General features: G+C 44.9%; 23 protein-coding genes. 11 read left to right on the top strand and 12 right to left on the bottom strand.

Features of this window, described 5'->3' with window-relative positions:
* Positions 1-7 precede the first annotated feature (7 nt).
* The 7 genes from AM279_RS05600 to AM279_RS05570 are packed head-to-tail and all read right to left on the bottom strand — an operon-like array spanning position 8 to position 6,249.
* Positions 8-664, bottom strand: a complete 657-nt coding sequence (locus tag AM279_RS05600) for a YoaK family protein (RefSeq protein WP_054410151.1) — start codon at positions 662-664, stop codon at positions 8-10.
* 5 nt (positions 665-669) lie between these two features.
* On the bottom strand, positions 670-1,143 hold the full coding sequence (locus tag AM279_RS05595) for a Dps family protein (protein ID WP_054406767.1): 474 nt from the start codon (positions 1,141-1,143) through the stop codon (positions 670-672).
* A 7-nt stretch (positions 1,144-1,150) separates the two neighbouring features.
* The gene (locus AM279_RS05590; protein ID WP_054406766.1) at positions 1,151-1,576 is read right to left on the bottom strand and encodes a DoxX family protein; all 426 of its coding nucleotides are present in this window, start codon (positions 1,574-1,576) and stop codon (positions 1,151-1,153) included.
* A gap of 11 nt (positions 1,577-1,587) precedes the next feature.
* Positions 1,588-3,480: an amidohydrolase gene (locus AM279_RS05585; RefSeq protein WP_054406765.1), complete on the bottom strand. Its 1,893-nt coding sequence runs from the start codon at positions 3,478-3,480 to the stop codon at positions 1,588-1,590.
* An 8-nt stretch (positions 3,481-3,488) separates the two neighbouring features.
* Positions 3,489-4,214: a M17 family peptidase N-terminal domain-containing protein gene (locus AM279_RS05580; protein WP_054406764.1), complete on the bottom strand. Its 726-nt coding sequence runs from the start codon at positions 4,212-4,214 to the stop codon at positions 3,489-3,491.
* A gap of 18 nt (positions 4,215-4,232) precedes the next feature.
* A complete protein-coding gene (locus AM279_RS05575) occupies positions 4,233-5,597 on the bottom strand; it encodes an alginate export family protein (RefSeq protein ID WP_236688496.1) in 1,365 nt (454 codons plus the stop codon).
* 16 nt (positions 5,598-5,613) lie between these two features.
* Entirely contained in the window at positions 5,614-6,249 is a 636-nt protein-coding gene (locus AM279_RS05570; RefSeq protein WP_054406762.1) for a hydrolase, read from the bottom strand.
* A 556-nt stretch (positions 6,250-6,805) separates the two neighbouring features.
* On the opposite strand from AM279_RS05570, the gene AM279_RS05565 reads away from it, so the two are divergent.
* From AM279_RS05565 to AM279_RS05520, 11 genes are all read left to right on the top strand, one after another.
* On the top strand, positions 6,806-7,225 hold the full coding sequence (locus tag AM279_RS05565) for an IS1/IS1595 family N-terminal zinc-binding domain-containing protein (RefSeq protein ID WP_054406761.1): 420 nt from the start codon (positions 6,806-6,808) through the stop codon (positions 7,223-7,225).
* Between the two features lie 102 nt (positions 7,226-7,327).
* On the top strand, positions 7,328-8,704 hold the full coding sequence (locus AM279_RS05560) for a hypothetical protein (protein ID WP_054406760.1): 1,377 nt from the start codon (positions 7,328-7,330) through the stop codon (positions 8,702-8,704).
* 24 nt (positions 8,705-8,728) lie between these two features.
* Positions 8,729-10,264, top strand: a complete 1,536-nt coding sequence (locus tag AM279_RS05555; protein ID WP_054406759.1) for an MFS transporter — start codon at positions 8,729-8,731, stop codon at positions 10,262-10,264.
* 11 nt (positions 10,265-10,275) lie between these two features.
* Positions 10,276-10,497 (top strand): DUF6814 family protein, encoded by a 222-nt coding sequence (locus AM279_RS05550; protein ID WP_054406758.1) that lies wholly within the window; start codon positions 10,276-10,278, stop codon positions 10,495-10,497.
* Between the two features lie 62 nt (positions 10,498-10,559).
* Positions 10,560-10,754 (top strand): hypothetical protein, encoded by a 195-nt coding sequence (locus AM279_RS05545; RefSeq protein WP_054406757.1) that lies wholly within the window; start codon positions 10,560-10,562, stop codon positions 10,752-10,754.
* Entirely contained in the window at positions 10,747-11,886 is a 1,140-nt protein-coding gene (locus AM279_RS20875) for an SLC5/6 family protein (protein WP_236688495.1), read from the top strand. The genes AM279_RS05545 and AM279_RS20875 overlap by 8 nt, the downstream gene beginning before the upstream one ends.
* The gene (locus tag AM279_RS20870) at positions 11,835-13,445 is read left to right on the top strand and encodes an ATP-binding protein (protein ID WP_236688494.1); all 1,611 of its coding nucleotides are present in this window, start codon (positions 11,835-11,837) and stop codon (positions 13,443-13,445) included. The genes AM279_RS20875 and AM279_RS20870 overlap by 52 nt, the downstream gene beginning before the upstream one ends.
* Positions 13,442-13,807, top strand: coding sequence for a response regulator transcription factor (locus AM279_RS05535; protein ID WP_054406756.1), 366 nt, complete (start codon positions 13,442-13,444; stop codon positions 13,805-13,807). Before AM279_RS20870 ends, AM279_RS05535 begins: the two co-directional genes overlap by 4 nt.
* 87 nt (positions 13,808-13,894) lie before the next feature.
* Positions 13,895-15,802, top strand: a complete 1,908-nt coding sequence (gene acs / locus AM279_RS05530; protein WP_054406755.1) for an acetate--CoA ligase — start codon at positions 13,895-13,897, stop codon at positions 15,800-15,802.
* Positions 15,803-16,179: 377 nt separating this feature from the next.
* On the top strand, positions 16,180-17,406 hold the full coding sequence (locus AM279_RS05525) for a GAF domain-containing sensor histidine kinase (RefSeq protein WP_054406754.1): 1,227 nt from the start codon (positions 16,180-16,182) through the stop codon (positions 17,404-17,406).
* Positions 17,407-17,466: 60 nt separating this feature from the next.
* A complete protein-coding gene (locus tag AM279_RS05520) occupies positions 17,467-18,384 on the top strand; it encodes an AraC family transcriptional regulator (RefSeq protein WP_054410149.1) in 918 nt (305 codons plus the stop codon).
* Positions 18,385-18,472: 88 nt separating this feature from the next.
* Here AM279_RS05520 and AM279_RS05515 read toward each other — a convergent pair whose 3' ends face one another.
* From AM279_RS05515 to AM279_RS05495, 5 genes are all read right to left on the bottom strand, one after another.
* A complete protein-coding gene (locus AM279_RS05515) occupies positions 18,473-18,847 on the bottom strand; it encodes a DUF779 domain-containing protein (RefSeq protein WP_054406753.1) in 375 nt (124 codons plus the stop codon).
* A gap of 45 nt (positions 18,848-18,892) precedes the next feature.
* Entirely contained in the window at positions 18,893-19,957 is a 1,065-nt protein-coding gene (locus tag AM279_RS05510; protein WP_054406752.1) for a 2,3-butanediol dehydrogenase, read from the bottom strand.
* An 80-nt stretch (positions 19,958-20,037) separates the two neighbouring features.
* Complete coding sequence (locus AM279_RS05505) at positions 20,038-21,543, bottom strand: aldehyde dehydrogenase family protein (protein WP_054406751.1); 1,506 nt, start codon at positions 21,541-21,543, stop codon at positions 20,038-20,040.
* A 161-nt stretch (positions 21,544-21,704) separates the two neighbouring features.
* Positions 21,705-22,985, bottom strand: coding sequence for an inorganic phosphate transporter (locus AM279_RS05500; RefSeq protein WP_054406750.1), 1,281 nt, complete (start codon positions 22,983-22,985; stop codon positions 21,705-21,707).
* Between the two features lie 21 nt (positions 22,986-23,006).
* Positions 23,007-23,651, bottom strand: coding sequence for a DUF47 domain-containing protein (locus tag AM279_RS05495; protein WP_054406749.1), 645 nt, complete (start codon positions 23,649-23,651; stop codon positions 23,007-23,009).
* Between the last annotated feature and the right edge of the window lie 188 nt (positions 23,652-23,839).

Raw genomic sequence — 23,839 nt, 5'->3', positions numbered from 1 at the left:
GGTTTAATTAAACTTGTTTTTTAGACAGGGCATAGCACACAATCATGCATACACCGGCTGCCAGTACGGCTGCCAGGCCAAACTCGCGCCCTAAAAAGCCCCCTGCAAAACAGCCCGCCAGGAACCCCAATATGGTAACCGACTGCCTTTTGAGGCTTGATGCGGCTTCGGCCTTGTTATCGCCCACTAAAACGGCACGCAGGTCGAGTGATGCCTGGGTTACGTTGCCCGTCATCATGGTGGTGGGGCCGTGGGTGGCTTTTGCATATACCTTACCAAAGGCATTTTGCAGCCCCATGGCAAACACAATTATAAGCACTATTATGTACATAACCAGCGAATCCTGGTTTTGCAGGTGCAGGGCAAATGCCACTACGCCGGCTATGGTAAGCAGCACAGCCTCAATTAACAGCAGGTTGCTTTGGCCTGTTTTTTTAGACAGCCACCCGCCGCACATTACTGCCGCAATAAATACCGGAAAGGTAATCAATTTTATCCATGCATCTATGCTGGCGCCGGTTACAATCTGGTAGGCAAAAACAATAAAGTTGCCTGTAACGTGTGCCGAAAATATGTTGTGTGCCGCCACAAAGGTAACGGTATCGGCATAGCCTGCCACTATGGCCAGCACAAGGGTTATGGTGTTAATGTTCTTTTGGTCCATAGCTGTTATTTTAGGTGCGCGCGGAGCATCCACGCCATTTTTTCGTGGGTTTCCATAAGGCCGGTTATGTAATCGCTGGTGCCCAGGTCTTTAAGCGTTGCAGCATAACGGTTAATGTTTTCGCGCAGGTGAATCATAATACTCTCGTGGTCGGCCAGGAGCTGCCGGATGTAGCTCAGGCTGTCGTTTTTTTCGGGCGATGTTTCCGAAAGGTGGGTGAGCTCTAAATACTCTTTAAGCGTGCCGGGGGCGTAGTGGCCCAGCATCCTGATGCGTTCGGCAACGGTGTCTACAATATCGTCAAGCTGGGTGTACTGCTGCTCAAAGAACAGGTGCTTGTTGTAAAAATCAGGGCCTTCTACATTCCAGTGGGCTTTTTTGGTTTTGGTGTAGAGTACAAATTCATCGGCCAGGAGCTGGCTTAGCGAATGCGCCACAGCGGCCAGGTGTTCTGAATTAATTCCTATTTTGGGTTGCATGGTTGTGTTATAAAAGGGTTAGTATGTAAGTATCCAATGAATACGTACCCCCGCCAAGGGCCAGCATGAGCAGCAGGCATAGGGTGTACATAAAGGGCACGTCGCGCACTTCGGGGCTGTCGTGGCGGTGTACCACAAAGTAGCCTATGGCCGTTACGCCAATGGTGGGCAGTATGGCAAGGCGGGTACACAGCCCCAGCGCCAGGAATACCGGCACTACGGTATCTGAAAACGAGGCCACGCAGTTGTTTAGGGCATCGGGCAGGTGGAGGGGGTTGGGCACGTGCTCTTTTTCGCCGTTTTGCAGCCTGAACTTTTTAAGCCCGTGCACACGGAACAGCTCAAAGGCCAGCAGTACCCTGAAGGCCAGCAGCGCGGCGTTGTTAAACGGGCTGCCGGCATCTGAAGCTAATAACAGGTTTATAATATCCATAGGTTTATGTTTTAAAAGGCAAAGCACGAGCAGCCCAGTGCGCCCCAAAATGCCGTGTAGTTATTAACAGGAACGTTGCTAAGGCGGGCGGTATCGTGATTGTGGGCGTGCACATCGCAACTGCCGGAGCAGCTGTGCACCTGTGCCGTAATGCCTTTTTTGGCCTCGCTTTTAAACAGGTTGTGGCTGTGGTTGTGCCCACCGTGCGTTGCCGCGTTATAATAGCCGTTGTAGCTTTTAGTGGGCGACCAATCAGGCAATATGGGGATGTGTGGCGGTGAGTATGACTCAAAGTCGCCTTTGGCATATACAATCTTGCCGTCTACTACCGTCAGCTCAGCCTCAATGTTTTTAATGGCTTCGTCGCTTACGCTGAAGAAATCACGGTTTAGCACGGCAAGGTCGGCCAGCATGCCGGGCAGTATGTCGCCCTTTTTGTTTTGCTCCTGGCTGAACCACGCACTGCCGCGGGTGTAGAGCTCCAGTGCGGTTTCGCGGCTCAGGCGGGTATCGGTATACAGTTGCAGGCCGCCCACGGTTTTGCCCACGGTAAGCCAGTACATGCTTACCCACGGGTTGTAGCTGCTTACACGGGTAGCATCGCTGCCACCGCCTACGGGCACGCCCATTTCCAGCATTTTTTTAATGGGTGGCGTGCTTTCTGCGGCAGCGGCACCATAACGGTCAGTAAAATATTCGCCCTGGTAAGCCATGCGGCTTTGCACGGCTATGCCTCCGCCAAGGGCTTTTACACGCTCTATATTGCGCTCGTCAATGGTTTCGGCGTGGTCAAAAATCCACGGCAGGCCGTTGAACGGAACCTCCCTGTTTATCTTTTCAAACACATTTAAAAAACGGGTAATGCTCTCGTTATAGGTAGCGTGCAGGCGGAACGGCCAGCGGTTTTCTACCAGCAACCTGACTACCTTTTCAAGGTCGGCCTCCATGTTTTCGGGCAAATCGGGCCTTGGCTGTAAAAAATCTTCAAAGTCGGCTGCCGAAAACACCAGCATTTCGCCCGCACCGTTGTGGCGGTACATATCATCGCCCTGGTACAGTTTTACCGAATCTATCCATTCGCTAAAGTCTTCAAACTCGTTCTTGGGGCGTTGGGTAAAAAGGTTGTAGGCAATGCGCACGGTAAGCTGCTTTTTTTCGTTCAGCTCGTTTACCACCTGGTAATCATCCGGAAAGTTCTGAAAACCACCGCCTGCGTCTATCACGCTGGTAATGCCAAAACGGTTGAGTTCCTTCATATAATGGCGGGTAGAGTTAACTTGGTGCTCGTAAGACAGTTTAGGCCCTTTAGCCAGAGTTGAATACAGTATCATGGCATTGGGCGATGCAACAAGCAGGCCTGTAGGGTTGCCGTTGCTGTCGCGCTCTATATAGCCGCCCGGAGGGGCAGGGGTATCTTTAGTATAACCCACAGCCCTTAGCGCCGCTGCGTTTAGCAACGCCCTGTCATACAGGTGCAGGATAAACACGGGGGTATCGGGTGCTATGGCGTTTATTTCCTGCAGGGTAGGCATGCGCCTTTCGGCAAACTGAAACTCGCTCCAGCCGCCCACCACGCGCACCCATTGGGGTGCGGGGGTTATGTCTACCTGTTCTTTTAGCATGCGCATGGCATCTGCAAGAGAAGGTACGCCGTCCCACCGCAGCTCAAGGTTGTAGTTAAGCCCTCCCCGGATAAGGTGTATGTGAGAATCGTTTATGCCGGGCACCACACGCTTTTGCCTGAGGTCTATTATTTTGGTTGATGCTGTGCTAAAGGTCATGATATCGCTATCTGCACCTACAGCTATAAATTTGCCGTCTTTAATGGCCACAGCGGTAGCGCCCCTGTTTTCGGCCGCATGGGTGTGTATTTTTCCGTTGTACAGTATTAGGTCTGCTTTCATGGCGGTAGTTATTTAAGGTTGGTAATGGCTTGTTGTATGCCCTGCCCGGCTACCTCAAAAAAGGCAGGCCCGGCCAGCAGTGTTATTTTGTTAAGGGGCTTGCTGCTGCTCATGCCTTTATCCTTCAGCCACAAGTCAGTACGGTATGCCTCAATGGCACCTTTGGTAACATTTTCGGCCACAAGCGCTGTGGGCGAATCGATACCCGCATCTTTAATATCGCTGGCAAAAGAATAGCTGTCTACGCCCAGGCGCAGTGCCTCGCGGGTGGCAATGGCACCTATGCCCACCATTAGTTCTGCATTAAAAGTGTTGCGGTTGCCCAGGCCTATAAGCAGCAGCTGCCTGCCGCCAAGGGTGCCTGCGGGTGGGGTAATAAGCAGGGTTTCATAAGCGTGGCCTTCAAATTTGCCGCTTTTGCGGATATCTGTAATCAGGCCTTTAAGGGCTTCGTCAAGGTGTACCATGCCGTTTAGTGCGGCAGGCAGGGCAGGGGCGTTGTAAATATCACCCTCGGTATATTCAAACACGCAGGCTACCTGCAGGGGTGTGATTTGTGCAGAAGGGCCCTGCACCATGCCTTCTATGGCTATGCCGTTTACCGTGCCCCACACGGTGTGGGTGCCCAGGGCTGTGGTTTTAGTAGCGGTTTGTGCCAATGATGCAGCGGGCAACGTGAATGCTACCAGCGTACTAAGCAGCAGGCTGCGGAAAAGGTGTTGTAGTTGTTTCATAATTTTATAGTTTTTTGGTTAGAACATAAAGCCAAGCTGGATGTTAAAAAACACGCCGTCTTTAGCATTTGGGATGACATTATTTATAAAAGCGCCGGTTTTAAAATACTGTATACCGGTGTTGAGCGATGTAAAGCGGTTAACGCTGTAAGACAGGCTGGCAAGGTAGGCGGTGCCTATATAACGCTGTCGTGATGCTGAGCCTGGCAGGTTAAAATTGCCGCTGGGGCGGTACAGGCCATCGTTAAGCGAATAGCGCATGTTAAACACCACATCTGCCTGAAACTGCAACTGCGGCAACAGGTTAAGGGTGGCATAAGGGTGCAGGTCTATAAGGTTAACCGGCCCCACCTGCGGGCTAAAGCCAAAGTAGCCGCCGCGGGGGTAAAGCGGGTTAAAGGTTTGCAGGTTGTTATCTCCTGCATTGCGGTCGCCCGAAATGTAGTCGTTGCGCAGGTTGATGGTGGGGCTTAGGGGTGCATCTTCAAAAGAATAGCCCACATCTGCCGAGGCGGTCCAGGCGCTGATGCTGCCGCTGCCAAAGGTGCCAAACTGGTAGGCGGCCTCGAGGTTGTAAATAAAACCCCCGCCGTTTTTCCAGTAGCGGAACCCCAGGGTATGGCGCACCTCGCGGGCGGTGCCTTCTTCAAACTGTGCATTGCTGCGGTTTATGCCCAGGTAATACAAATCAAGGTTGCCCTGCCGGGGAATAATAATGGTGGCATAGCTGCCCCAAAGGTTAATGCTGCGGGTAGGCTTGTTATCAAAAGTGCCGGGGTTAATGGCATCGGCCATCATAACAAAGGCATCGGCCATAAAACGGGGGCTTTTATAAAACAGCTTGCCGCCGGTAAAGTACAGCCGTGCGTTAGGGCCTTCGCCAACCGATATAAGGCGGCCCGACCCATAGTTTATTTCCTGCCTGCCCAGCCTGAGCGTGAGGCTTTTGTCTTCTTTATGAAACAAAACCCCGTCTACAAACAGGTTTTGCAGGTTAAGGTGGTCTTCGTCTACCGGGCTTGAGCCGGTGCTGCTGCCGTCTTGCAGGGCACTCCTGAACTGGGTAAAAACCCGGAGCCTGTTGCCCAGGTGTACATCAAAATGCAGGTCATAACGTTGCAGTGCAAAGCTGTTGTGGCCCACGTTGTTTGCGCCCCAGTCTTCGTTATTAAAAGCAACAAACTCATAGCGCGCCTCGCCACCGGCTGAGGCATATAGGGCCTTGCTTGCCGAAAGCGGTATGTATTTTACCCCTTCATAAAAAGACCGTGCAGAATCGGCCAGGTAACCGTAATTTTCATCATAGCGCATCAGCCGGAAGCTTTGGGCATACAGGCAGTTGCAGGCAAACGCAATGATGGCTATGATGAATATTTTTTTCACGGTCAAAAAGGTTGATTTACTGGTGGTTTAGCAATGTGTGTGCATACTGTATGCCCAGGCCGTAAGCGCCGCCATATTTTTTCATAAGGTTGGTTACCGGCACATAGGTTTCCTGGCGTGCCCAGTCGCGTTGCAGCTCTAAAAGGTACTGTACGGCAGTTACCGGCTTAACACCTTCGTGAACCATGCGCTGCACGGCACGCTCGTGGGCTTCGGTACTTACATCGCCACAGGCATCGGTAATGACATAAACCTCATAGCCTTCAGACAGCGCCGAAAGGGCAGGGCCTACAATACATACGCTGGTCCACAGGCCTGCAAGTACAATTTTTTTCTTGCCGGTAGCCACAATGGCTTTGTAGGCAGCTTCGTCTTCCCAGGTGTTCATGGAGGTGCGGTCTATGTAGCCCGATGTAGCCTGCGGGTAAAATTCTTCGATTTCAGGGAACACAGGGCCTGAGAAGCTTTCTTCGGCAACGGTGGTAACAATAGTAGGCACGTTAAAGATTTTTGACGCCCCGGCAGTAATGGCCGTGTTAATGCGCAGGTCGTTAGTTGAGATGCTCTTGGTGGCAAATGCCATCTGGCCTTCAAAATCGATTAGTACCAGGGTGTGGTTGTCCGGAGACAGCAAGTTTGGAGATGGTTTCATAATTAATAGGTTTTTTAAAATTTATAATTGATGAAGCCAAAAAAGTGCCTTTTTGTTAAGTTGTTTGTTTTTAGTGTTTTATGTTTTTGTGCCAAAAAAAAATTCACGATATATCGTGAATTTACCGTTGCATTTCGGTAACATTGAAAATTTGGAGGTGTTTACCGCGGGTAAAATGGGTTTGCCAGACCTCCTCAAGCCGGTTTTTTAGCTTTTTGATGTATGCCAATTAGCGAGCAGCTAAAAATATGGTGTAAAAAAATGTGCAGACAGTAAAATGAAAGGGCGTTTCACACCGTGAAAATGAAATCCAAAAGTGAAAAATTAGCGCAGGAATTATCTAAATTAAGATTATTAATTGTGTATTGCCGTATTGATATATTTATCGGGATATTGGTGTGGGTTTTTGAGTAAAACGCCGTGATTTAGAATAATTGTTAGTTAATTGGCTTTAAAAAAATACATTATTGAAAAATATTTAATTAAAATTATTTAGTAAATAATTTATTTGGAGATATAATTGCTAATTTACTATATTTATGCAAAAATAATATATATGCAGATTTTAGCGTGCCCAAAATGCGGCGATAACCATATAGTAAAGAGTGGCATTGTTAACGAAAAGCAGCGCTACCTGTGCAAAAAGTGCCGGTACTATTTTACTGTTAACAAAATAGGAAAGAAGATTGATAACTATTATGTTACCAAGGCATTGCAGCTTTACCTTGAAGGCCTTAGCTACAGGGAGATTGAGCGTATTTTAGGGGTTAGCCACGTTACGGTTAGCAACTGGGTAAAGGAGTTTAAGGTTAAGAAGCCCTCGCACGGCGACTACCACCCCACTTACAAAATTTACAGCCATGCAGAGGTGGTAGAGCACCTTAAGAACAAAGATAACCTAAAGGGCGCAGGCATGATTATTACTGAGCTTGGCGATAAGTTTATGCTAATAAAATGGGAGCGTTTTAAAGATTAGCTATACCGGTTTACAGTTGTATATACTGTTATTTTTTCTATTCGTTTGGTTTTAAGAATTTGGCTGTTGTAAAACACTGACAATCAAAACAAACCATGCTCTATGAAACGAATTTCCTTACTGGCAGGTATCTTACTGCTATCGCTTAAGGGCTTTTCGCAAGGCTCTACGGAATACGGTTCGGGGTTAAAATTTAACCTAAACGAAGACGGTTCAAAGTATATGCGGGTTATTGCCTGGAACCAGATATGGCTGAGATCCAGCGAGATGAACCCCGGTACAATGATTAACGGCGAAGAAGCCACCACCAGTACTGATATTGGCAACCGCAGGCTCAGGGTACTGCTGTATGCCCAGATATCTAAGCGCTACATGGTGTTGACCCACTTTGGTATCAATAACCAGACCTTTGCTAATGGTGGTGCTGTAAGTACTACGGGTACAGGTGGTTATGGTGCCGGTAAAAAGCCGGGTATGTTCTTTCACGATGCCTGGAATGAATATGCTGTGGTGTTGCCTGGAGAGGCTAAGAACTTCAGCCTCAGCCTTGGAGGTGGCCTGCACTACTACATGGGGCTATCGCGCATTACCATGGCATCAACCCTTAATTTCCTGACTATTGACTCTCCCATACTAAGCTGGCCGCTTATTGAAAACTCTGACCAGTTTGCCCGCCAAATGGGTATTTTCGCTAAGGGTAAGTACGGTAAGCTGGAGTACAGGTTTAGCTATAACAAGCCATTTGCAACAAATATTACCCCGGCAGATGCGCTATCTCCGGATGCTGCTGTGGCTGTAGACAACAACGGAAACACCAAGTGGAGCAAGGCCGGATATCTTGAATATCAGTTTCTTGACCAGGAATCTAACCTGCTGCCGTATAAAGTGGGCAGCTATCTGGGCACCAAGAAAGTATTTAACGTAGGTGCCGGTTTTTACTTAGCTCCCGATGGTACACGAACCTCGGTTAACGGAGAGGTTGCAAAACACGACATTAACCTGTTTTCGGTAGACGTTTTTGCCGATATGCCTATTGGCAAGCCCGAAAACAAGATGGCGGTAACCGCATACAGCGTATTTTACAACTACGATTTTGGCCCTAACTACCTTAGAAACCTGGGTATTATGAACGTGGGTGTAGGTAACCCTGATTTTACCGGAAGCCCTGCAATGGCGGGTGCCGGTAACGCACAGCCTACTATAGGTTCGGGCAATATATGGTACACTCAGGCCGGTTTGCTGCTGCCCAATGCTAACGAAAAGCCTGTGGTGCGCATACAGCCGTTTGGGGCCTTTACCTACAAAAACTTTGAGGCACTTGAAAAAGCCAGTACCCAGTTTGATATAGGTGCCAACTTCTTTTTAGATGGGCACCATGCCAAAATTACCACCCAATACTCTACAAGGCCTGTGTATACAGCGCCTGACACCAAAACAAGCAAGGGCGAATTTATCCTTCAACTACAAGTATATCTATAACAAACACTTTACGCTAAAAACATTATGAGTGAAAAATCAACTAAAGGAATCTGGAAGGTTATAACAGCCTCATCCTTAGGAACATTGATAGAGTGGTACGACTTCTACATTTTCGGAAGCCTTGCCGTGGTTATCTCTACTAAATTCTTCCCATCAGATAACCCTACGGCGGCGTTTTTATCAACGCTGGCAACCTTTGCCGCAGGTTTTGTGGTAAGGCCTTTCGGGGCGCTGTTTTTTGGACGCCTGGGAGATATAATAGGCCGTAAGTACACCTTTATGGTTACGCTGCTACTTATGGGAGGTGCTACGTTTTTAATAGGCTGTATACCCAGTTATGAAACTATAGGCTTTATGGCACCGCTGTTGGTGCTGTTACTAAGGCTTTTACAAGGGCTTGCATTAGGTGGCGAATATGGTGGTGCCGCCACCTATGTAGCTGAACACGCACCAAAAGGCGAAAGGGGCTACTGGACATCGTGGATACAAACCACCGCTACATTCGGGCTTTTTATTTCGCTTATGGTAATCCTTATTACAAGGGGTTCGCTAAGTGAGGAAGCCTTTGACGAGTGGGGTTGGAGGGTGCCGTTCTGGATTTCGATACTAATGGTTATCGTGTCGTATATCATCAGGAAAAACATGCACGAATCGCCTGTATTTGCTAAGGCTAAGGCCGAAGGTAAAACCACTACCAACCCGCTAAAGGAGAGTTTTGGCAACAAATACAACCTTAAGTTTGTGCTTCTTGCCTTGTTTGGAGCCGCTATGGGCCAGGGTGTTGTGTGGTATACGGGGCAGTTTTATGCCATGAGTTTCCTTAAAACGGTAATGAATGTAGATTCTTCTCAGGTAGATGGCCTGTTGGGGCTTGCGCTGTTGTTTGGCACGCCGTTCTTTGTGGTGTTTGGCTGGCTAAGCGACAAAATAGGCAGGAAAACCATTATGATGCTGGGCATGCTTGCCGCTATATTGTTATACAGGCCTATATATGATGCCATGTACACCACTACCGATGTAGCACACAAAACAGAAATTACAGAGAAAACGGTTATCAACAAATCGGTAAAAGACCTGGGCGAAGGGAAAAGTGATTCAATCTATGATATTTCGAAGGAATATACCGACGGTACTAAGTTTAAACAGCTAAAAACCGTACATTTAGATAAAGGCCAGCCTGTTATGGTTGATGGTAAGGCTAAAACCGATGTAAAAACCACTGTTGAAATCAATGACTCTGACAAATGGATGCTGATATTCCTGGTGTTTATACAGGTGATTTTTGTAACCATGGTATATGGCCCTATTGCAGCGTTTCTTGTAGAGATGTTCCCTGTAAAAATACGTTATACATCTATGTCGCTGCCGTATCACGTGGGTAACGGTATTTTTGGTGGATTGCTCCCGGCAATATCAACCTACCTGGCTACAAATGCCAAGAATGCCGGAGATACTAAGTTTTATCTTGAAGGGCTATGGTATCCTATAATAATTGCCGCCATAAGCTTTGTAATAGGCATGGTGTATCTTAAGAGAAAAAATAATATTGACCACGATTAATTTACCTGAATATGAAAGCATTAAAAAGAATACTTGGCCTTGTATGGCTGGCCCTTGCCGCCGCTGCCGCATATTTTTGCATTATTGAGTTTGGTTTGCCTAAGTTTTCAACCGGCAAGCAGGACGACCTTGTGTTTGGCATAATCATACTGTTTGTGCTTACCCCACTTATTGTGCTTGGGCTGGGCACTTTTGGCCTCTACGCGCTTAAAGGCGAATATGATGATGTTTAATTAATTTATTTTCCATACTTTTCCATAGCCTCCTGCAAGGGGGCTATGGCATTTATATCTACATGAAAAAAAGGCACGAACAAAAACTTATCATACTGGCAATACTGCTGCTTATGGCGTTTAATATGCCACTGCTTCTTATTTTTGACAGCTCGCAGGCTGTTGGGGGCATACCGGTTATTTATGTATACCTGTTTTCGGTATGGCTTATTGGTATATTGTTGAGCCTTATAATAGTAAAAAGATATTATGAGTAGTGCTGTATTATTGCTAATCCTGTCGCTGTACCTGGCACTGCTGTTTTATGTGGCGCATTGGGCCGAGAAGAAAAATAACTCGCGGTGGACAAACAACCCTTATGTGTACACGCTTTCGTTAGCCGTATACTGCTCTGCATGGACGTACTATGGCAGTATAGGCGTGGCGGCTACTTCGGGGCTTAATTACCTGCCTACCTACATTGGCCCCATTATAGGCATACCGGCGTGGATTATCATCCTGCGCAAAATAATCAGGATATCGCGTATCAATAAAATATCCAGCATTGCCGATTTTATATCGCTCCGATACGGTAACAGCCGTTTTTTGGGCGCATTGGTTACACTAACCTGCCTTTTTGGAATAATACCTTATATATCGCTACAGCTTAAGGCTATTTCAGAAACTTTTCACGTGGTAACGCGTACCTCTGTACACTCAGATATTTTTAGTGATACCACCACCTATGTGGCTATAGCCCTGGCGCTTTTTGCATCATATTACGGCACACGTTATGTAGATGCTTCCGAGAAAAGGAAAGGTATAGTAACGGCTGTGGCGCTCGAAAGCCTTTTAAAACTGTTCTTTTTTGTGCTGGTAGGGCTGTATGTAACCTTTTTTGTTTTTGATGGGTTTGATGATATTTACAGCAAGGCATCTGTTTTAGAAGGATTTGCAGAGAAGAATACCATAGGCGGGTTGCCCCAGGCCATAAACTGGTTCTTTTTATGCATGACATCGTTGTTTGCTATTTTCCTGCTGCCCAGGCAGTTTCAAATGGGGGTGGTAGAAAACAACCGCGAAAACCATGTAAAGGTGGCGCTATGGCTTTTTCCGCTTTACCTGCTGTTAATCAACATATTTGTGTTTCCTATAGCGTGGGGCGGCAATATACTTTTTGAAGACACAACTGCCAATCCTGATACCTATTCGCTGCTTATACCCCAGTTTTTTGACAATACTACCATAACCGTACTGGTGTTTTTAGGAGGATTCTCGGCAGCTATATCCATGATTGTGGTAGCGTCAATCAGTCTTTCTACAATGCTGAGTAACAACATAATAATACCCTACGGATTTTGGGTACGTTGCGTTCGGGCAACCCGCAGGATAACACCAAGCGTATTGTAAACATCCGTAAGGTGGGCATTTTCAGCCTTATTATCATATCTTACTTTATTTACCGTATGGTAGCGTTAGACTACGGTTTGGTATCTATAGGGCTTGTGGCATTTGTAATTATATCGCAGCTGGCGCCGTCGTTTTTTGGGGCACTGTTCTGGAGGCGGGCATCAAGGTTAGGTGCTATATGGGGTATTATTATTGGTTTTACCGTGTGTACCTACACCATGCTTATACCCTATGTAACCGGTGCAGCAAACCCTAACGACCAGTTTGTAACCAAGGGCCTTTTTGGTATAGCCTTTTTAAAGCCGTTCGCACTATTTGGGCTTGATTACCTTAGCCCCATTGCACACGCCTTTTTTTGGAGTATGCTGGCCAATGTATTTACCTATATGGCGGTTTCGGTTAGTTTTAAGGGTAACTACCGCGAACGCAATTATGCCGAAATGTTTATAGATGTAGACAAGTACATCACCATGCATGAAAATGCCTTTATATGGAAAGGAACGGCTTATACATCAGATATTGTAAAGGTACTGAAACGCTTTTTGGGAGAAGAGCGAACGGGCAGGGCACTCAAGCTTTTTAATCAGAAATATGGGGTGGAAAACGACCAGGAACTGGCCGACGCCCGCCTTATTAAGTTTGCCGAAAACCTGCTTACCGGGCATATAGGTACGGCATCGGCTAAGATACTGATATCGAGTGTGGTTAAGGAAGAAAAGATTACCCTGCCCGAAGTACTGCGCATACTGGAAGAATCGCAGGAGAATATTAGCATAAACAAAAAACTTACCGAGACCTCAAGAGAGCTTAAGGCCGCCACAAACCAGCTGCAAATGGCCAATGAAAAGCTGGTGTGGAAAGACCGCCAGAAAGATGAGTTTCTGGATACCGTTACGCACGAGCTGCGCACACCCATAACCGCGATTAAGGCTGCCGGGGAAATACTGTATGACGACGATGATATTCCGGATGATATGAGGCGGCAGTTCCTTCAAAATATTATATCAGAGTCAGACAGGCTTAACCGTTTGATTGACAAGATTCTCGATCTTGAAAAATTTGAAACCGGCAAGCAAAAGATAAACATTGGCCTGTACAACCTTACCAATACTATAGTTAAAGCACTCGTGCCTTTGCAGCAGCTCATCCGGAACAAAAACATTACAGTAATTTTTGATGACAACAGCAGGGCAGAGGCAGAGTATGACGAAGACCGCCTGATACAGGTTATTACCAACCTGATTTCTAACGCCATTAAATTTTGCCCGGAAACAGAGGGCAGGATAAGTATTTCATTAGAAAATGATACTGAAGTTATTACAGCCACAATAAGTGATAACGGCAGGGGCATAAAGCCCGAAGATATAGAGAATATATTTGACAAGTTTTACCAGTCTACCAACCAGAATATTAAAAAACCTGTAGGCAGTGGGCTCGGACTGGCCATTACCCGGCAGATTGTAGAATACCACAAAGGTAAAATTTGGGCTGAAAACAGGGCTGAAGGCGGCGCAAGTATTATATTTACATTGCCTAAGCAGCAAAATGAAAAAGAATGAAAAAGATATTAATTGTAGACGATGAACCCAACATTGTAATGTCGCTTGAATATACATTCAGGAAAAATGGCTATGAGGTGTTTATTGCACGCGATGGGCAGGAGGCTTTAGACCTGTTGCAAAATAAAATACCCGACCTTATTATGCTTGATGTTATGATGCCTATGGTAGATGGTTTTGCTACTATTGAGGCTGTTAAGCAGGATGAAAGGTTAAACGGGTGTAAAGTTATTTTCCTGTCGGCTAAAAACAAGGAAAACGATATTGAAAAAGGCCTTTCACTTGGTGCTAACCTTTACATTACCAAGCCTTTCTCGCTTAAAAAACTGGTAGAGCAGGTTAACGGCCTGCTTGCAGAATAGTATATAGTATTTTAGCATAAATATATAGTATTATGATGGTAAAGCTTGTTATATTTACAATTCTATAACAAACAAAACAAACTGACAATGAGCTATTACCAGGTTAAAAACTTTGAAGAATACTTTAAGCACTACAATAAATCAATACGCGAGCCACGCAAATTTTGGGACAAGATTGCCGATGAAAATTTTACCTGGTACCAGCAGTGGGATAAGGTACTTGAATTTGATATGCAGGAAGCCGATTTTAAATGGTTTAGTGGTGCCAAGGTTAACATTGTAAAGAACTGCATAGACCGTCACCTGGCAAAAAGGGGAAACAAAACAGCCATTATTTTTGAGCCTAATAACCCTGATGAAGAAGCCCAGCACATAACCTACACGCAGCTTTATGAGCGTGTGTCTAAAATGGCTAATGTGCTTAGAGAACAAGGTATTAAGAAAGGCGACAGGGTATGTATTTACCTTCCTATGATACCCGAACTTGCCGTTGTGGTACTGGCCTGTGCAAGGATAGGCGCCATACACTCGGTGGTTTTCGCAGGCTTTTCGGCATCTGCAGTAGCGGCAAGGATAATTGATTGCGGCTGTAAAATGGTAATAACTTCAGACGGCGGATACCGCGGCAATAAAACCATAGACCTTAAAGGTATTGTAGATGAGGCACTTAAAACCTGCCCAACGGTAGAAAAAGTACTTGTTGCCAAGCGCACCAATGCTGATATAAAAATGCAGGAAGGACGCGACCAGTGGCTTCAACCACTTCTTGATGAGGCTGTTGCTAATAACGTGGCAGAGATTATGGATGCCGAAGACCCGTTGTTTATTCTGTATACTTCAGGTTCTACCGGTAAGCCTAAAGGTATGCTGCACACTACAGCAGGATACATGGTATATACGGCTTATACCTTTAAAAACATATTTGCTTATGAAGAAAATGATGTGTATTGGTGTACGGCCGATATAGGTTGGATTACCGGGCACTCCTATATACTGTACGGCCCGCTGCTAAACGGCGCTACTACGGTTATTTTTGAAGGAATACCATCGTATCCTGATTTTGGGCGTTTTTGGGAAGTGATTGACAAGCATAAGGTTACACAGTTCTATACTGCTCCTACAGCCATACGCTCACTGGCTAAAGAAGACTGGAAATGGGTAGATAAGCACGACCTTACATCATTAAAAGTAATAGGTTCGGTAGGCGAACCTATTAACGAAGAGGCATGGCACTGGTATAACGACCACGTAGGCAAAAAGAAATCGCCTATAGTTGATACCTGGTGGCAAACCGAAACAGGTGGTATCATGATATCGCCATTGCCTTTTGTAACCCCTACCAAGCCTACTTATGCCACCCTGCCATTACCGGGCATACAGCCGGTGCTTATGGATGAGCTGCGCAATGAGATTGAAGGCAACCAGGTGGTGGGTAGCCTGTGCATAAAATTTCCGTGGCCGGGTATGGCGCGCACCATTTGGGGCGACCACCAAAGGTTTAAGGAAACATATTTTTCGGCTTATCCCGGCAAGTATTTTACAGGAGATGGTGCTTTAAGGGATGAAGTGGGATATTACAGGATAACAGGCCGTGTAGACGATGTGGTTATTGTAAGTGGCCACAACTTGGGCACAGCGCCTATTGAAGATGCCATTAATGAGCACCCATCGGTGGCAGAATCAGCCATTGTGGGCTTCCCGCACGATGTTAAGGGCAATGCGCTTTACGGGTTTATCATACTTAAAGAAGCCGGTGCATGGCGTAACCAGGACAACCTTGTAAAAGAAATAAACGAACACATTTCCAGCCATATTGGCCCTATTGCCAAGCTCGATAAAATTCAGTTTGTGTCAGGGTTGCCTAAAACGCGCTCGGGTAAAATTATGAGGCGTATACTGCGCAAAATTGCCGAGGGCGACTTTAGCAACTTTGGCGATACAAGCACGCTGCTTAACCCTGAAATTGTTGAGGAAATCAAGAACGGTAAGGTGTAAATACAATACTATATTTTTTATGAATTGCCCTCAAAAAGTCTGACATAACTTGGGGGCATTTTCTATTTCTGTAAATCCTCATCATTAATTGTAAAGACAATAGTTCTATAACTATTTGATATATAATTTTTTAATCTGATATTTAAAATTCAACTTAAATAATAGTATTTAAATCAGGCGATATACTAATGTAGGTTCATTATCATTAATTATAATTTATATCAAAGGTTGGGTTTAATTCACGGTAGTGAGTTTTTATTATTTAATGCATAAAATGTTATAATCTTTTCTTAAAACAACCATAGCCAGTAAAATAAGTCGTACATTCGGTACATGGAATTAGGTTTAATTTAACAAGTATTCCGCTAACCAGTAAAATGACTTACAAACCGGCTTCTGCAATACCAAAAAACGATTACGAAAGGCTTGAAAAGCTTAAGGACTACCAAATCCTTGACACACACAGCGAAGACACTTTTGATAAGATTGCCCTTATGGCACTCCAGGTGTTTAATGCTGCCGGTGCGTTAATTACTTTTGTAGATAAAGACCGCGTTTTTGTAAAGTCTAACCTTAGCCCTATAAGCGTTAACGAACTGCCGCGAGAGCAGAGCATTTGTGCCCAGGCCGTGCTTGAAGATACTGTTACGGTTATTAATGATACACAATCGCTTATACTACCTGACGGAGAAAACCTGCTTGCCCTTGAAGAGGGGATACGTTTTTATGTGGGTGCACCGCTAAAATCGCCTGAAGGGTTTAATGTTGGCGCCCTTTGCGTGATTGATTTTGAACCGCGCGAGGAAGTAGCCGAACATCAGGTTGAAATGCTCAAGACGCTGTCTACCATTATAATAGATAAGCTTGAAAACCGCCTGCGCTACCGCAAATCGCTTGAGTCGCACATTAACCTTATGAATATAGTGCTGCATGAAATCAAGAACCCGCTGGCTTCTATAAAGCTGGCTAACGAGATTATCAGCAAAAACCCGGCTTCGTCTGAAAGGATGACCGAGAATATAAACTCTGCCGTTGTGCGCATACAGGCTAAGCTGGGCGACCTGCTCAAGCAGCAGGAGCTTGAAGATAAAGACCTTACGCTAAATATTGAAGAAGTAGACCTTACTGAAATGTTTAACCGCCTGGTTAACAATTTTGAGCTGCTGGCCAACCGTAAAAAACAGGTTATTGAGCTGTATGTAGATGAACGTCTGCCACTTATTGAGGCTGATAGGGTCAAAATTCTTGATATACTGCATAACTTGCTTAGCAATGCCCTTAAATATTCTTACCAGGGCAGTTGCATAAAAGTTTCGGCGCGCGAGGCCGGTAACTATGTGCATATTGAGGTAAAAGACGAAGGGCAGGGGCTTAACTTTAGCGATATGCAAAAACTGTTTACCAAGTTTGCCAAACTGAGCTCTAAACCTACGGGTAAAGAAACCTCTCACGGGTTGGGGCTGTCTATAACAAAATCGTTTGTAGAGCTGCATAAGGGTAATATTTATGCCATGAGCCCGGGTAAAGATAAGGGTACTACCTTTATTGTTTCGCTGCCATTTAAGCATAAAATGGAAGAAGAGGCAGAAGACTCTGAAAAATAACTCGCAGAATTTTATCAATCCGGCAAAAATCATTAATTTACAACGATTAAGTTAATGACCATGCAAACGCAAAAAGCCTTACTGAATGCCCCACAGCTTACAGGGGAAAAATCGCTGAAAACGCTTGTTGAAAACCGCACTATATATTCTCTTGAAAATTGTGAACTCAACCTGTTTGAAACCTATCAGGAGAGTGTTTTAGTCCCCCTTAAGTTTAACGACCTGGTAGTAACCAGTATGCTGCGTGGCAAAAAGGTAATGCACCTGTTTGATGACCCAGAGTTTGTATACCTTCCCGGTGAAACGGTTATTGTGCCCGGTAATGTAGAAATGAAGATCGATTTTCCGGAGGCTTCGCACCAAAACCCTACACAATGCCTGGCACTTGCCATTGATCATGATAAAATAGCCGAAACACTTAACTTTCTTAATGAGCGTTACCCAAAAGAAGGAAGCGACAGCTGGTACCTTAACCACGAAAATTACTTTTTTTATAACAATACAGAGTTGGCCGCCACGCTTAATAAACTCATTCGTGAGTGTATGGGCACATCGGTTACTAAAGATGCCCTTGCCGATCTTGCCTTACAGGAGCTTTTAGTGCGCATTGTGCAAACACAAACTGTACACGCTGCCCATGAGGGTAAGACTGACACCAACAGCGCCATTTATGCCATTGCCGAATTTATAAAAGAGAATATTACACAGCCCGTAAACCTTAAGGCTTTAAGCGAAAAGGCATGTATGAGTACCACTACTTTTTACCGCTACTTTAAGCGTGAATTAGGTATGAGCCCCATAGAATTTATACTTAACGAGAAAATTAAGCATGCCAAACGCCTGCTTAAAAACCCGGGCATACAGGTAAACGAAGTGTGTTTTATGGCAGGTTTTGATGATTGTAACTACTTTATCCGCCTGTTTAAAAAGCATGAAGGTATTACGCCAAAACAGTACCAGCTGCTTAATGCGGGATAATTTTCTATTCTTAATCGTAGATTTGGTAATTCGGTAATTTGTACCGATAGTCCCAACGAATGACCAAATTACCAAATAACCGAATCCCCTATTCAGCCAAATATGTGAGCGGCTCCAAATCCTTTGTTTCTTCTTCGGTAAATAGCCTTGATTCAATTAAAAAGCGTTTACCATAAGGTATTTCAAGCGAAAAGCTTGCACCCCGGCCATTTACCACATTTAAAGTAAGGTGTGTGTGCTGCCAGTATTCAAACTGGTCTTTACTCATCCAGAATTCACAGCCTTCTACAATGCCCAGGCACACATCGCTATACCCAAGCTTAAAGTCACCTTTTTCAAAGCACATGGGCTGGCTGCCGTCGCAGCAACCGCCACTCTGGTGAAACATGAGCTCGCCGTGGCGCTCTTTAAGCTGTGCAATCAAAGCTGCGGCTTCATCTGTTACATCAATCCTTTTATACATAGTTAAAAATTTAGCCGCCATAGCTATGCCATGGCGGCAGGTTTGCTATCCGTTTATATCTACAAGTATTTTAACCTGCGATGGGTTAGATACAAGTGCCTCAAAACCATCGGTTACAATATTGTCCAGCGTTATTTTCTGGGTTACAAGTTTTTCAACCGGCATACGGCCGCTATCAATAAGGCTTATAACCTGCGGGAATATATTTCTATAAGCAATAATTCCTTTAATGGTAATTTCGCGCACTACCTGTGCAAAAGCATCATGAGTTACGGTTTTGCCAAAGAGGGCCACCAGTACTGCTGTACCGCCGTTGCGCAGGCTTTGTATGCCACCGTCAAAACTGGCCTGTACACCTGCGGCATCAAGAAACACATCGGCACCTCCGTTAGTCAGTTCTTTAACCTTTGCAGGAACATCAGTATCCTTACCGTTTATAATATGGGTAGCACCTACCTCTTTAGCTTTTTCAAGGCGTTTTTCGGCAATATCTACCACAATAACGTTAGATGAACCGGCAGCTATTGCGGCCTGAACACATAACAGCCCAATAGGCCCTGCACCGTATATAATACATGATTGTCCTAAGGATAACCCACTTTGCAGCACGGCATAAACCGCTACGGCGGCAGGCTCTACAAGCGCTCCCTGTTCAAAACTCATGGTATCAGGAATTTTATGCACCATGTAGTCTTCTACTACTGTGTATTTAGCAAAACCTCCGTTAGATGTAAGACCCACAAAGCCCAGCGGCTCGCTAAGGTTGTATTCGCCATTGGCAATAAACGGGCTGTCAGGATTTTTGAAAAGAGGTTCTATTACTACCCTGTCGCCTGCTTTTACATTGGTAACGCCTTCGCCCACCTCGGCTACAATTCCTGAAAATTCGTGACCTAATGTAGTAACGCCCTGATGGCCGTTAAGCGAATAAGGTTTTTCTACAGGAATAAGCATTGGCCCGTGGGTATATTCATGCAGGTCTGAGCCGCAAATACCGGCAAACTGCACCTCTATTTTTACCTGTTTTTTACCTGTTACAGGAATTTCTGCCTGCTCAATCCTAATATCCTTTGCAGCATGCCATCGGGCAGCTTTCATTGTTTGTGTCATAATCTGTATAAAATTTAGTTATATGGCATAAAAAAGCAGGCCGCTCAAACTAAGCGGCCCGCACACGCTAAACAATATAATTAGAAAAACCCGAGTTTCTTTTTGTCGTATGATATAAGCATGTTCTTTGTTTCCCTGTAGTGTTCCAGCATCATAAGATGGTTTTCGCGGCCAAAGCCCGATTTTTTATAACCTCCAAATGGCGCGTGGGCAGGATAGGCGTGGTAGTTGTTTACCCACACACGCCCGGCTTTAATGGCGCGTGGCACCTGGTACAGCTCGTGTGCATCGCGTGTCCAAACGCCAGCACCAAGTCCATACAGCGTATCGTTTGCAATTTCAATAGCTTCTTCGGTAGTTTTAAAGGTGGTAACACATACTACAGGGCCAAATATCTCTTCCTGGAAAATGCGCATTTTGTTATGGCCTTTAAATATAGTGGGCTGAATGTAGTACCCACCTGCAAGGTCGCCCTCAAGCTTGTTTGCTTCACCACCTGTAAGTAGCTCTGCACCTTCTTCTTTGCCTATTTTTAGGTAAGACTGTATTTTTTCATACTGGTCGTTACTGGCCTGTGCGCCCATCATAACGGTAGTATCAAGCGGATGCCCGGTTTTAATAGCTTCAGTACGGGCAATAACGCGCTCTATAAATTTGTCGTAAATGTCTTCGTGTACCAGTATACGGCTTGGGCAGGTACATACCTCGCCCTGGTTAAGGGCAAATAATACAGCGCCTTCTATGGCTTTATCAAAGAAATCATCATCGGCATCGGCTACCGATTTAAAGAAAATGTTGGGCGACTTACCACCAAGTTCCATAGTGCTTGGTATAATGTTTTCGGCGGCATATTGCATAATAAGACGGCCTGTAGTGGTTTCGCCTGTAAATGATACCTTAGAGATACGTGGTGATGTAGCAAGTGGCTTACCGGCTTCTACGCCAAAACCATTTACAATGTTTACTACACCGGCAGGTATTACATCTTGAAGCAGTTCCATTAATACTATGATAGAAGTAGGGGTTTGCTCGGCGGCTTTAACCACGGTGCAGCAGCCTGCGGCAATGGCCGGTGCAATTTTCCAGGTAGCCATAAGCAGCGGGAAATTCCACGGGATAATCTGGCCTACAACGCCAATAGGCTCATGCAGTACAATACTAACTGTGTTTTCATCGTGCTCGCTTATGGTGCCTTCCTCAGCACGTATAACACTTGCAAAGTACCTGAAATGGTCTACACACAGCGGTAGGTCAGCCGCAAGTGTTTCGCGTATGGCTTTGCCGTTATCTACGGTTTCAACGGCAGCAAGGTACTCAAGGTTAGCCTCAATGGTATCGGCAATTTTATTAAGGATGTTGCTGCGGTAAGCGGGAGATGTTTTGCCCCAGGCTTTAAATGCCTCGTGTGCGGCATCGAGTGCAAGGTCTATATCTTCTTTGGTAGAACGTGCTGCTTTGGCAATAAAACTGCCGTCTATGGGCGATGTGTTATCAAAATATTCTCCTTTTACAGGGGGTACAAATTTACCGCCAATAAAATTATCATACTTATCTTTAAACTCCGGCCTGTTAGTTAACGTGCTCATAATTTTGAAAATGTTTTTTGTTTGTTTCTCAAAGTTATTACACTACATCGTTTTAGGAATAGCACAAATATTCCATTCAATAGCATTTTTTTGCCATATTGGTATAAAACAAAAATGCCTGCTTAATAATTTGAGCAGGCATTTTTTATTGTATGTATCTTTTATAAGAACAGCGAAAGTATATAGTAAACAAGTGCCGCCAATACAGCAGATACCGGTATGGTTAATATCCATGCCCACAGCAGGTTAACCGTTACACCCCAACGCACGGCGCTTACACGTTTTGTAAGGCCTACACCAATAATTGAACCGGTAATGGTGTGTGTTGTACTTACAGGTATTTTAAGGTGTTCTGTAAAGTAAAGCGTTAAGGCTCCGGCAGTTTCGGCAGCAACACCTTCAAAAGAGGTTACTTTGGTAATCTTAGAGCCCATGGTTTTTACAATTTTCCAGCCACCGCTAAGGGTTCCCATGGCAATGGCAGAGTAGCACGCCAGCGGAATCCACCCTGGCATCTGTCCTTCAACACCATCTTTTGGCAATACTACATTAAGCCATGAAGGCATGCTTTCCTGTGTTAGGCCGCTTGTATGTATATAAACCGCTACCGCAGCAGCAATAATACCCATAACTTTTTGTGAGTCGTTACCACCGTGACCAAGGCTAAATGATGCCGATGATAACAGCTGCATCCTCTTCAACCAGGTTTCAGCTTTGCTTAGGGTTAAACTGCTGAAAAACAAACAGAATGTACCAATTGTTAGTATAATAAAGGCTACAAGAAGCCATTTAATATTCTCAGGGTGAAGGGCTACAGCCCAAAAGTGCGACTGAAAACGCGGTTCTTTTATTTCTTCAAAACCTTCAAGCTTACAGGCTACAAAAATAATGGTGCCCAGCATAAGTGCACCTGTAAATAGCTTAGGGTAAATGCTTTTCTTAGAAGAGTTTAGAAGCCATATAGAGATAATATAAGAAGCAAGTGCACCTAAAAGCGGAGCCAGTACAATAAAGGCTACAATAATCAGTACACCCGATGGTAGGTGGCCGTCTTTACCGGGTGTATACCAGTTAACTACATCAAAACCGGCATGGGCAATGGCAGCGCCCGCAAAGCCGCCTATAAGCGTGTGCGATGAACTTGAAGGTATGCCCAGCCACCATGTAAGCAGGTTCCAGCAAATGGCTGCAATTACACCGGCAAGTATCACTACAAGGTTAATATCCATGGTGCTGGCGGTTTTGGCAACGGTATCGGCAACGCCAAAACCAAAAACCCAATAGGCCAGGAAGTTAAAGAATGCGGCCCATAAAACCGCCTGAAATGGTGTTAGCACCTTGGTAGCCACAACGGTAGCAATAGCATTTGCCGCATCGTGAAAACCGTTGATATAGTCAAATATCAGCGCCAGCACTATAATTACTATAAGAAGTGTAAACATAATAAAGTTGCTAAGGTTGTATTAAGAGTGCTTAACTACTATCGATTCAAGCACGTTAGCTACACCCTTGCATTTATCTGAAGCCGATTCAAGGGCAGAAAGCACCTCTTTGTACTTGATTATGTTTTTTGCATCAGTCTCATTTTCAAATATATCGGCAACAGCTTTGTCAAAAACGTTGTCTGATTTGTTTTCAAGCTTGTTGAGCCTCTTGCATATTTCGCCTATGCCTTTAAGGTTTTTCATACCCTCAAGGTCAGATATGGCAGCTTCAATAAGCTGGGCGCTTTCAAGGGTAATTTCGGTCATCTTGCGGATAGACTTGGTAATCTTTTCTACCTGATACAGCCTCATCCTGTTAGCCGCACCATACAGATAATCAGCTACATTGTCTATGGCTGTTATAAGCGCGTGCACGTCTTCGCGGTCAAACGGGGTAATAAAATTGCGGCTAAGCTCAAGGTTGGTCTTGTGGGCAATTTCTTCAATTATGCCTTCCAGTTCTTCAATTTTCCTGTAGTAAGGCTCCCTTTCGGCCTTTGGTACATTTACGGCTTCGTGAAGCGTTTGTGCCAGAACTACAAGGTTTTGAGCTGCCTGCTCAAATAATGGGAAGAATTTCTTATCTTTTGGTACAAGAAACTGAAAGATACTGTTTATAGACATTATATGTATATTTTGGTGCTGCAAATGTATGGGGCTAATGTTAAGAAATCATTAACTAATTATAAACTTGAGGTTACTAATGTTAAGGGCAGCTCTAATATTTTTTTAGTATCTATTTAAAAAAAATATCAAATTACAAAGAATTTCATATTTTAGCATAGCCAAAATTAGTGTAAATTTAAAATTAT

The organism is Flavobacterium akiainvivens (assembly GCF_001278115.1).
In the GTDB taxonomy this organism is placed as follows: domain Bacteria; phylum Bacteroidota; class Bacteroidia; order Flavobacteriales; family Flavobacteriaceae; genus Flavobacterium; species Flavobacterium akiainvivens.
This window is presented reverse-complemented; position numbering and strand designations above follow the sequence as displayed.

Bases quoted from the DNA above. Each gene is read 5' to 3' on its own strand.
- AM279_RS05600 (WP_054410151.1), bottom strand. From the start codon at position 664: ATGGACCAAAAGAACATTAACACCATAACCCTTGTGCTGGCCATAGTG.
- AM279_RS05595 (WP_054406767.1), bottom strand. From the start codon at position 1,143: ATGCAACCCAAAATAGGAATTAATTCAGAACACCTGGCCGCTGTGGCG.
- AM279_RS05590 (WP_054406766.1), bottom strand. From the start codon at position 1,576: ATGGATATTATAAACCTGTTATTAGCTTCAGATGCCGGCAGCCCGTTT.
- AM279_RS05585 (WP_054406765.1), bottom strand. From the start codon at position 3,480: ATGAAAGCAGACCTAATACTGTACAACGGAAAAATACACACCCATGCG.
- AM279_RS05580 (WP_054406764.1), bottom strand. From the start codon at position 4,214: ATGAAACAACTACAACACCTTTTCCGCAGCCTGCTGCTTAGTACGCTG.
- AM279_RS05570 (WP_054406762.1), bottom strand. From the start codon at position 6,249: ATGAAACCATCTCCAAACTTGCTGTCTCCGGACAACCACACCCTGGTA.
- AM279_RS05565 (WP_054406761.1), top strand. From the start codon at position 6,806: ATGCAGATTTTAGCGTGCCCAAAATGCGGCGATAACCATATAGTAAAG.
- AM279_RS05560 (WP_054406760.1), top strand. From the start codon at position 7,328: ATGAAACGAATTTCCTTACTGGCAGGTATCTTACTGCTATCGCTTAAG.
- AM279_RS05555 (WP_054406759.1), top strand. From the start codon at position 8,729: ATGAGTGAAAAATCAACTAAAGGAATCTGGAAGGTTATAACAGCCTCA.
- AM279_RS05550 (WP_054406758.1), top strand. From the start codon at position 10,276: ATGAAAGCATTAAAAAGAATACTTGGCCTTGTATGGCTGGCCCTTGCC.
- AM279_RS05545 (WP_054406757.1), top strand. From the start codon at position 10,560: ATGAAAAAAAGGCACGAACAAAAACTTATCATACTGGCAATACTGCTG.
- AM279_RS20875 (WP_236688495.1), top strand. From the start codon at position 10,747: ATGAGTAGTGCTGTATTATTGCTAATCCTGTCGCTGTACCTGGCACTG.
- AM279_RS05535 (WP_054406756.1), top strand. From the start codon at position 13,442: ATGAAAAAGATATTAATTGTAGACGATGAACCCAACATTGTAATGTCG.
- acs (WP_054406755.1), top strand. From the start codon at position 13,895: ATGAGCTATTACCAGGTTAAAAACTTTGAAGAATACTTTAAGCACTAC.
- AM279_RS05525 (WP_054406754.1), top strand. From the start codon at position 16,180: ATGACTTACAAACCGGCTTCTGCAATACCAAAAAACGATTACGAAAGG.
- AM279_RS05520 (WP_054410149.1), top strand. From the start codon at position 17,467: ATGCAAACGCAAAAAGCCTTACTGAATGCCCCACAGCTTACAGGGGAA.
- AM279_RS05515 (WP_054406753.1), bottom strand. From the start codon at position 18,847: ATGTATAAAAGGATTGATGTAACAGATGAAGCCGCAGCTTTGATTGCA.
- AM279_RS05510 (WP_054406752.1), bottom strand. From the start codon at position 19,957: ATGACACAAACAATGAAAGCTGCCCGATGGCATGCTGCAAAGGATATT.
- AM279_RS05505 (WP_054406751.1), bottom strand. From the start codon at position 21,543: ATGAGCACGTTAACTAACAGGCCGGAGTTTAAAGATAAGTATGATAAT.
- AM279_RS05500 (WP_054406750.1), bottom strand. From the start codon at position 22,985: ATGTTTACACTTCTTATAGTAATTATAGTGCTGGCGCTGATATTTGAC.
- AM279_RS05495 (WP_054406749.1), bottom strand. From the start codon at position 23,651: ATGTCTATAAACAGTATCTTTCAGTTTCTTGTACCAAAAGATAAGAAA.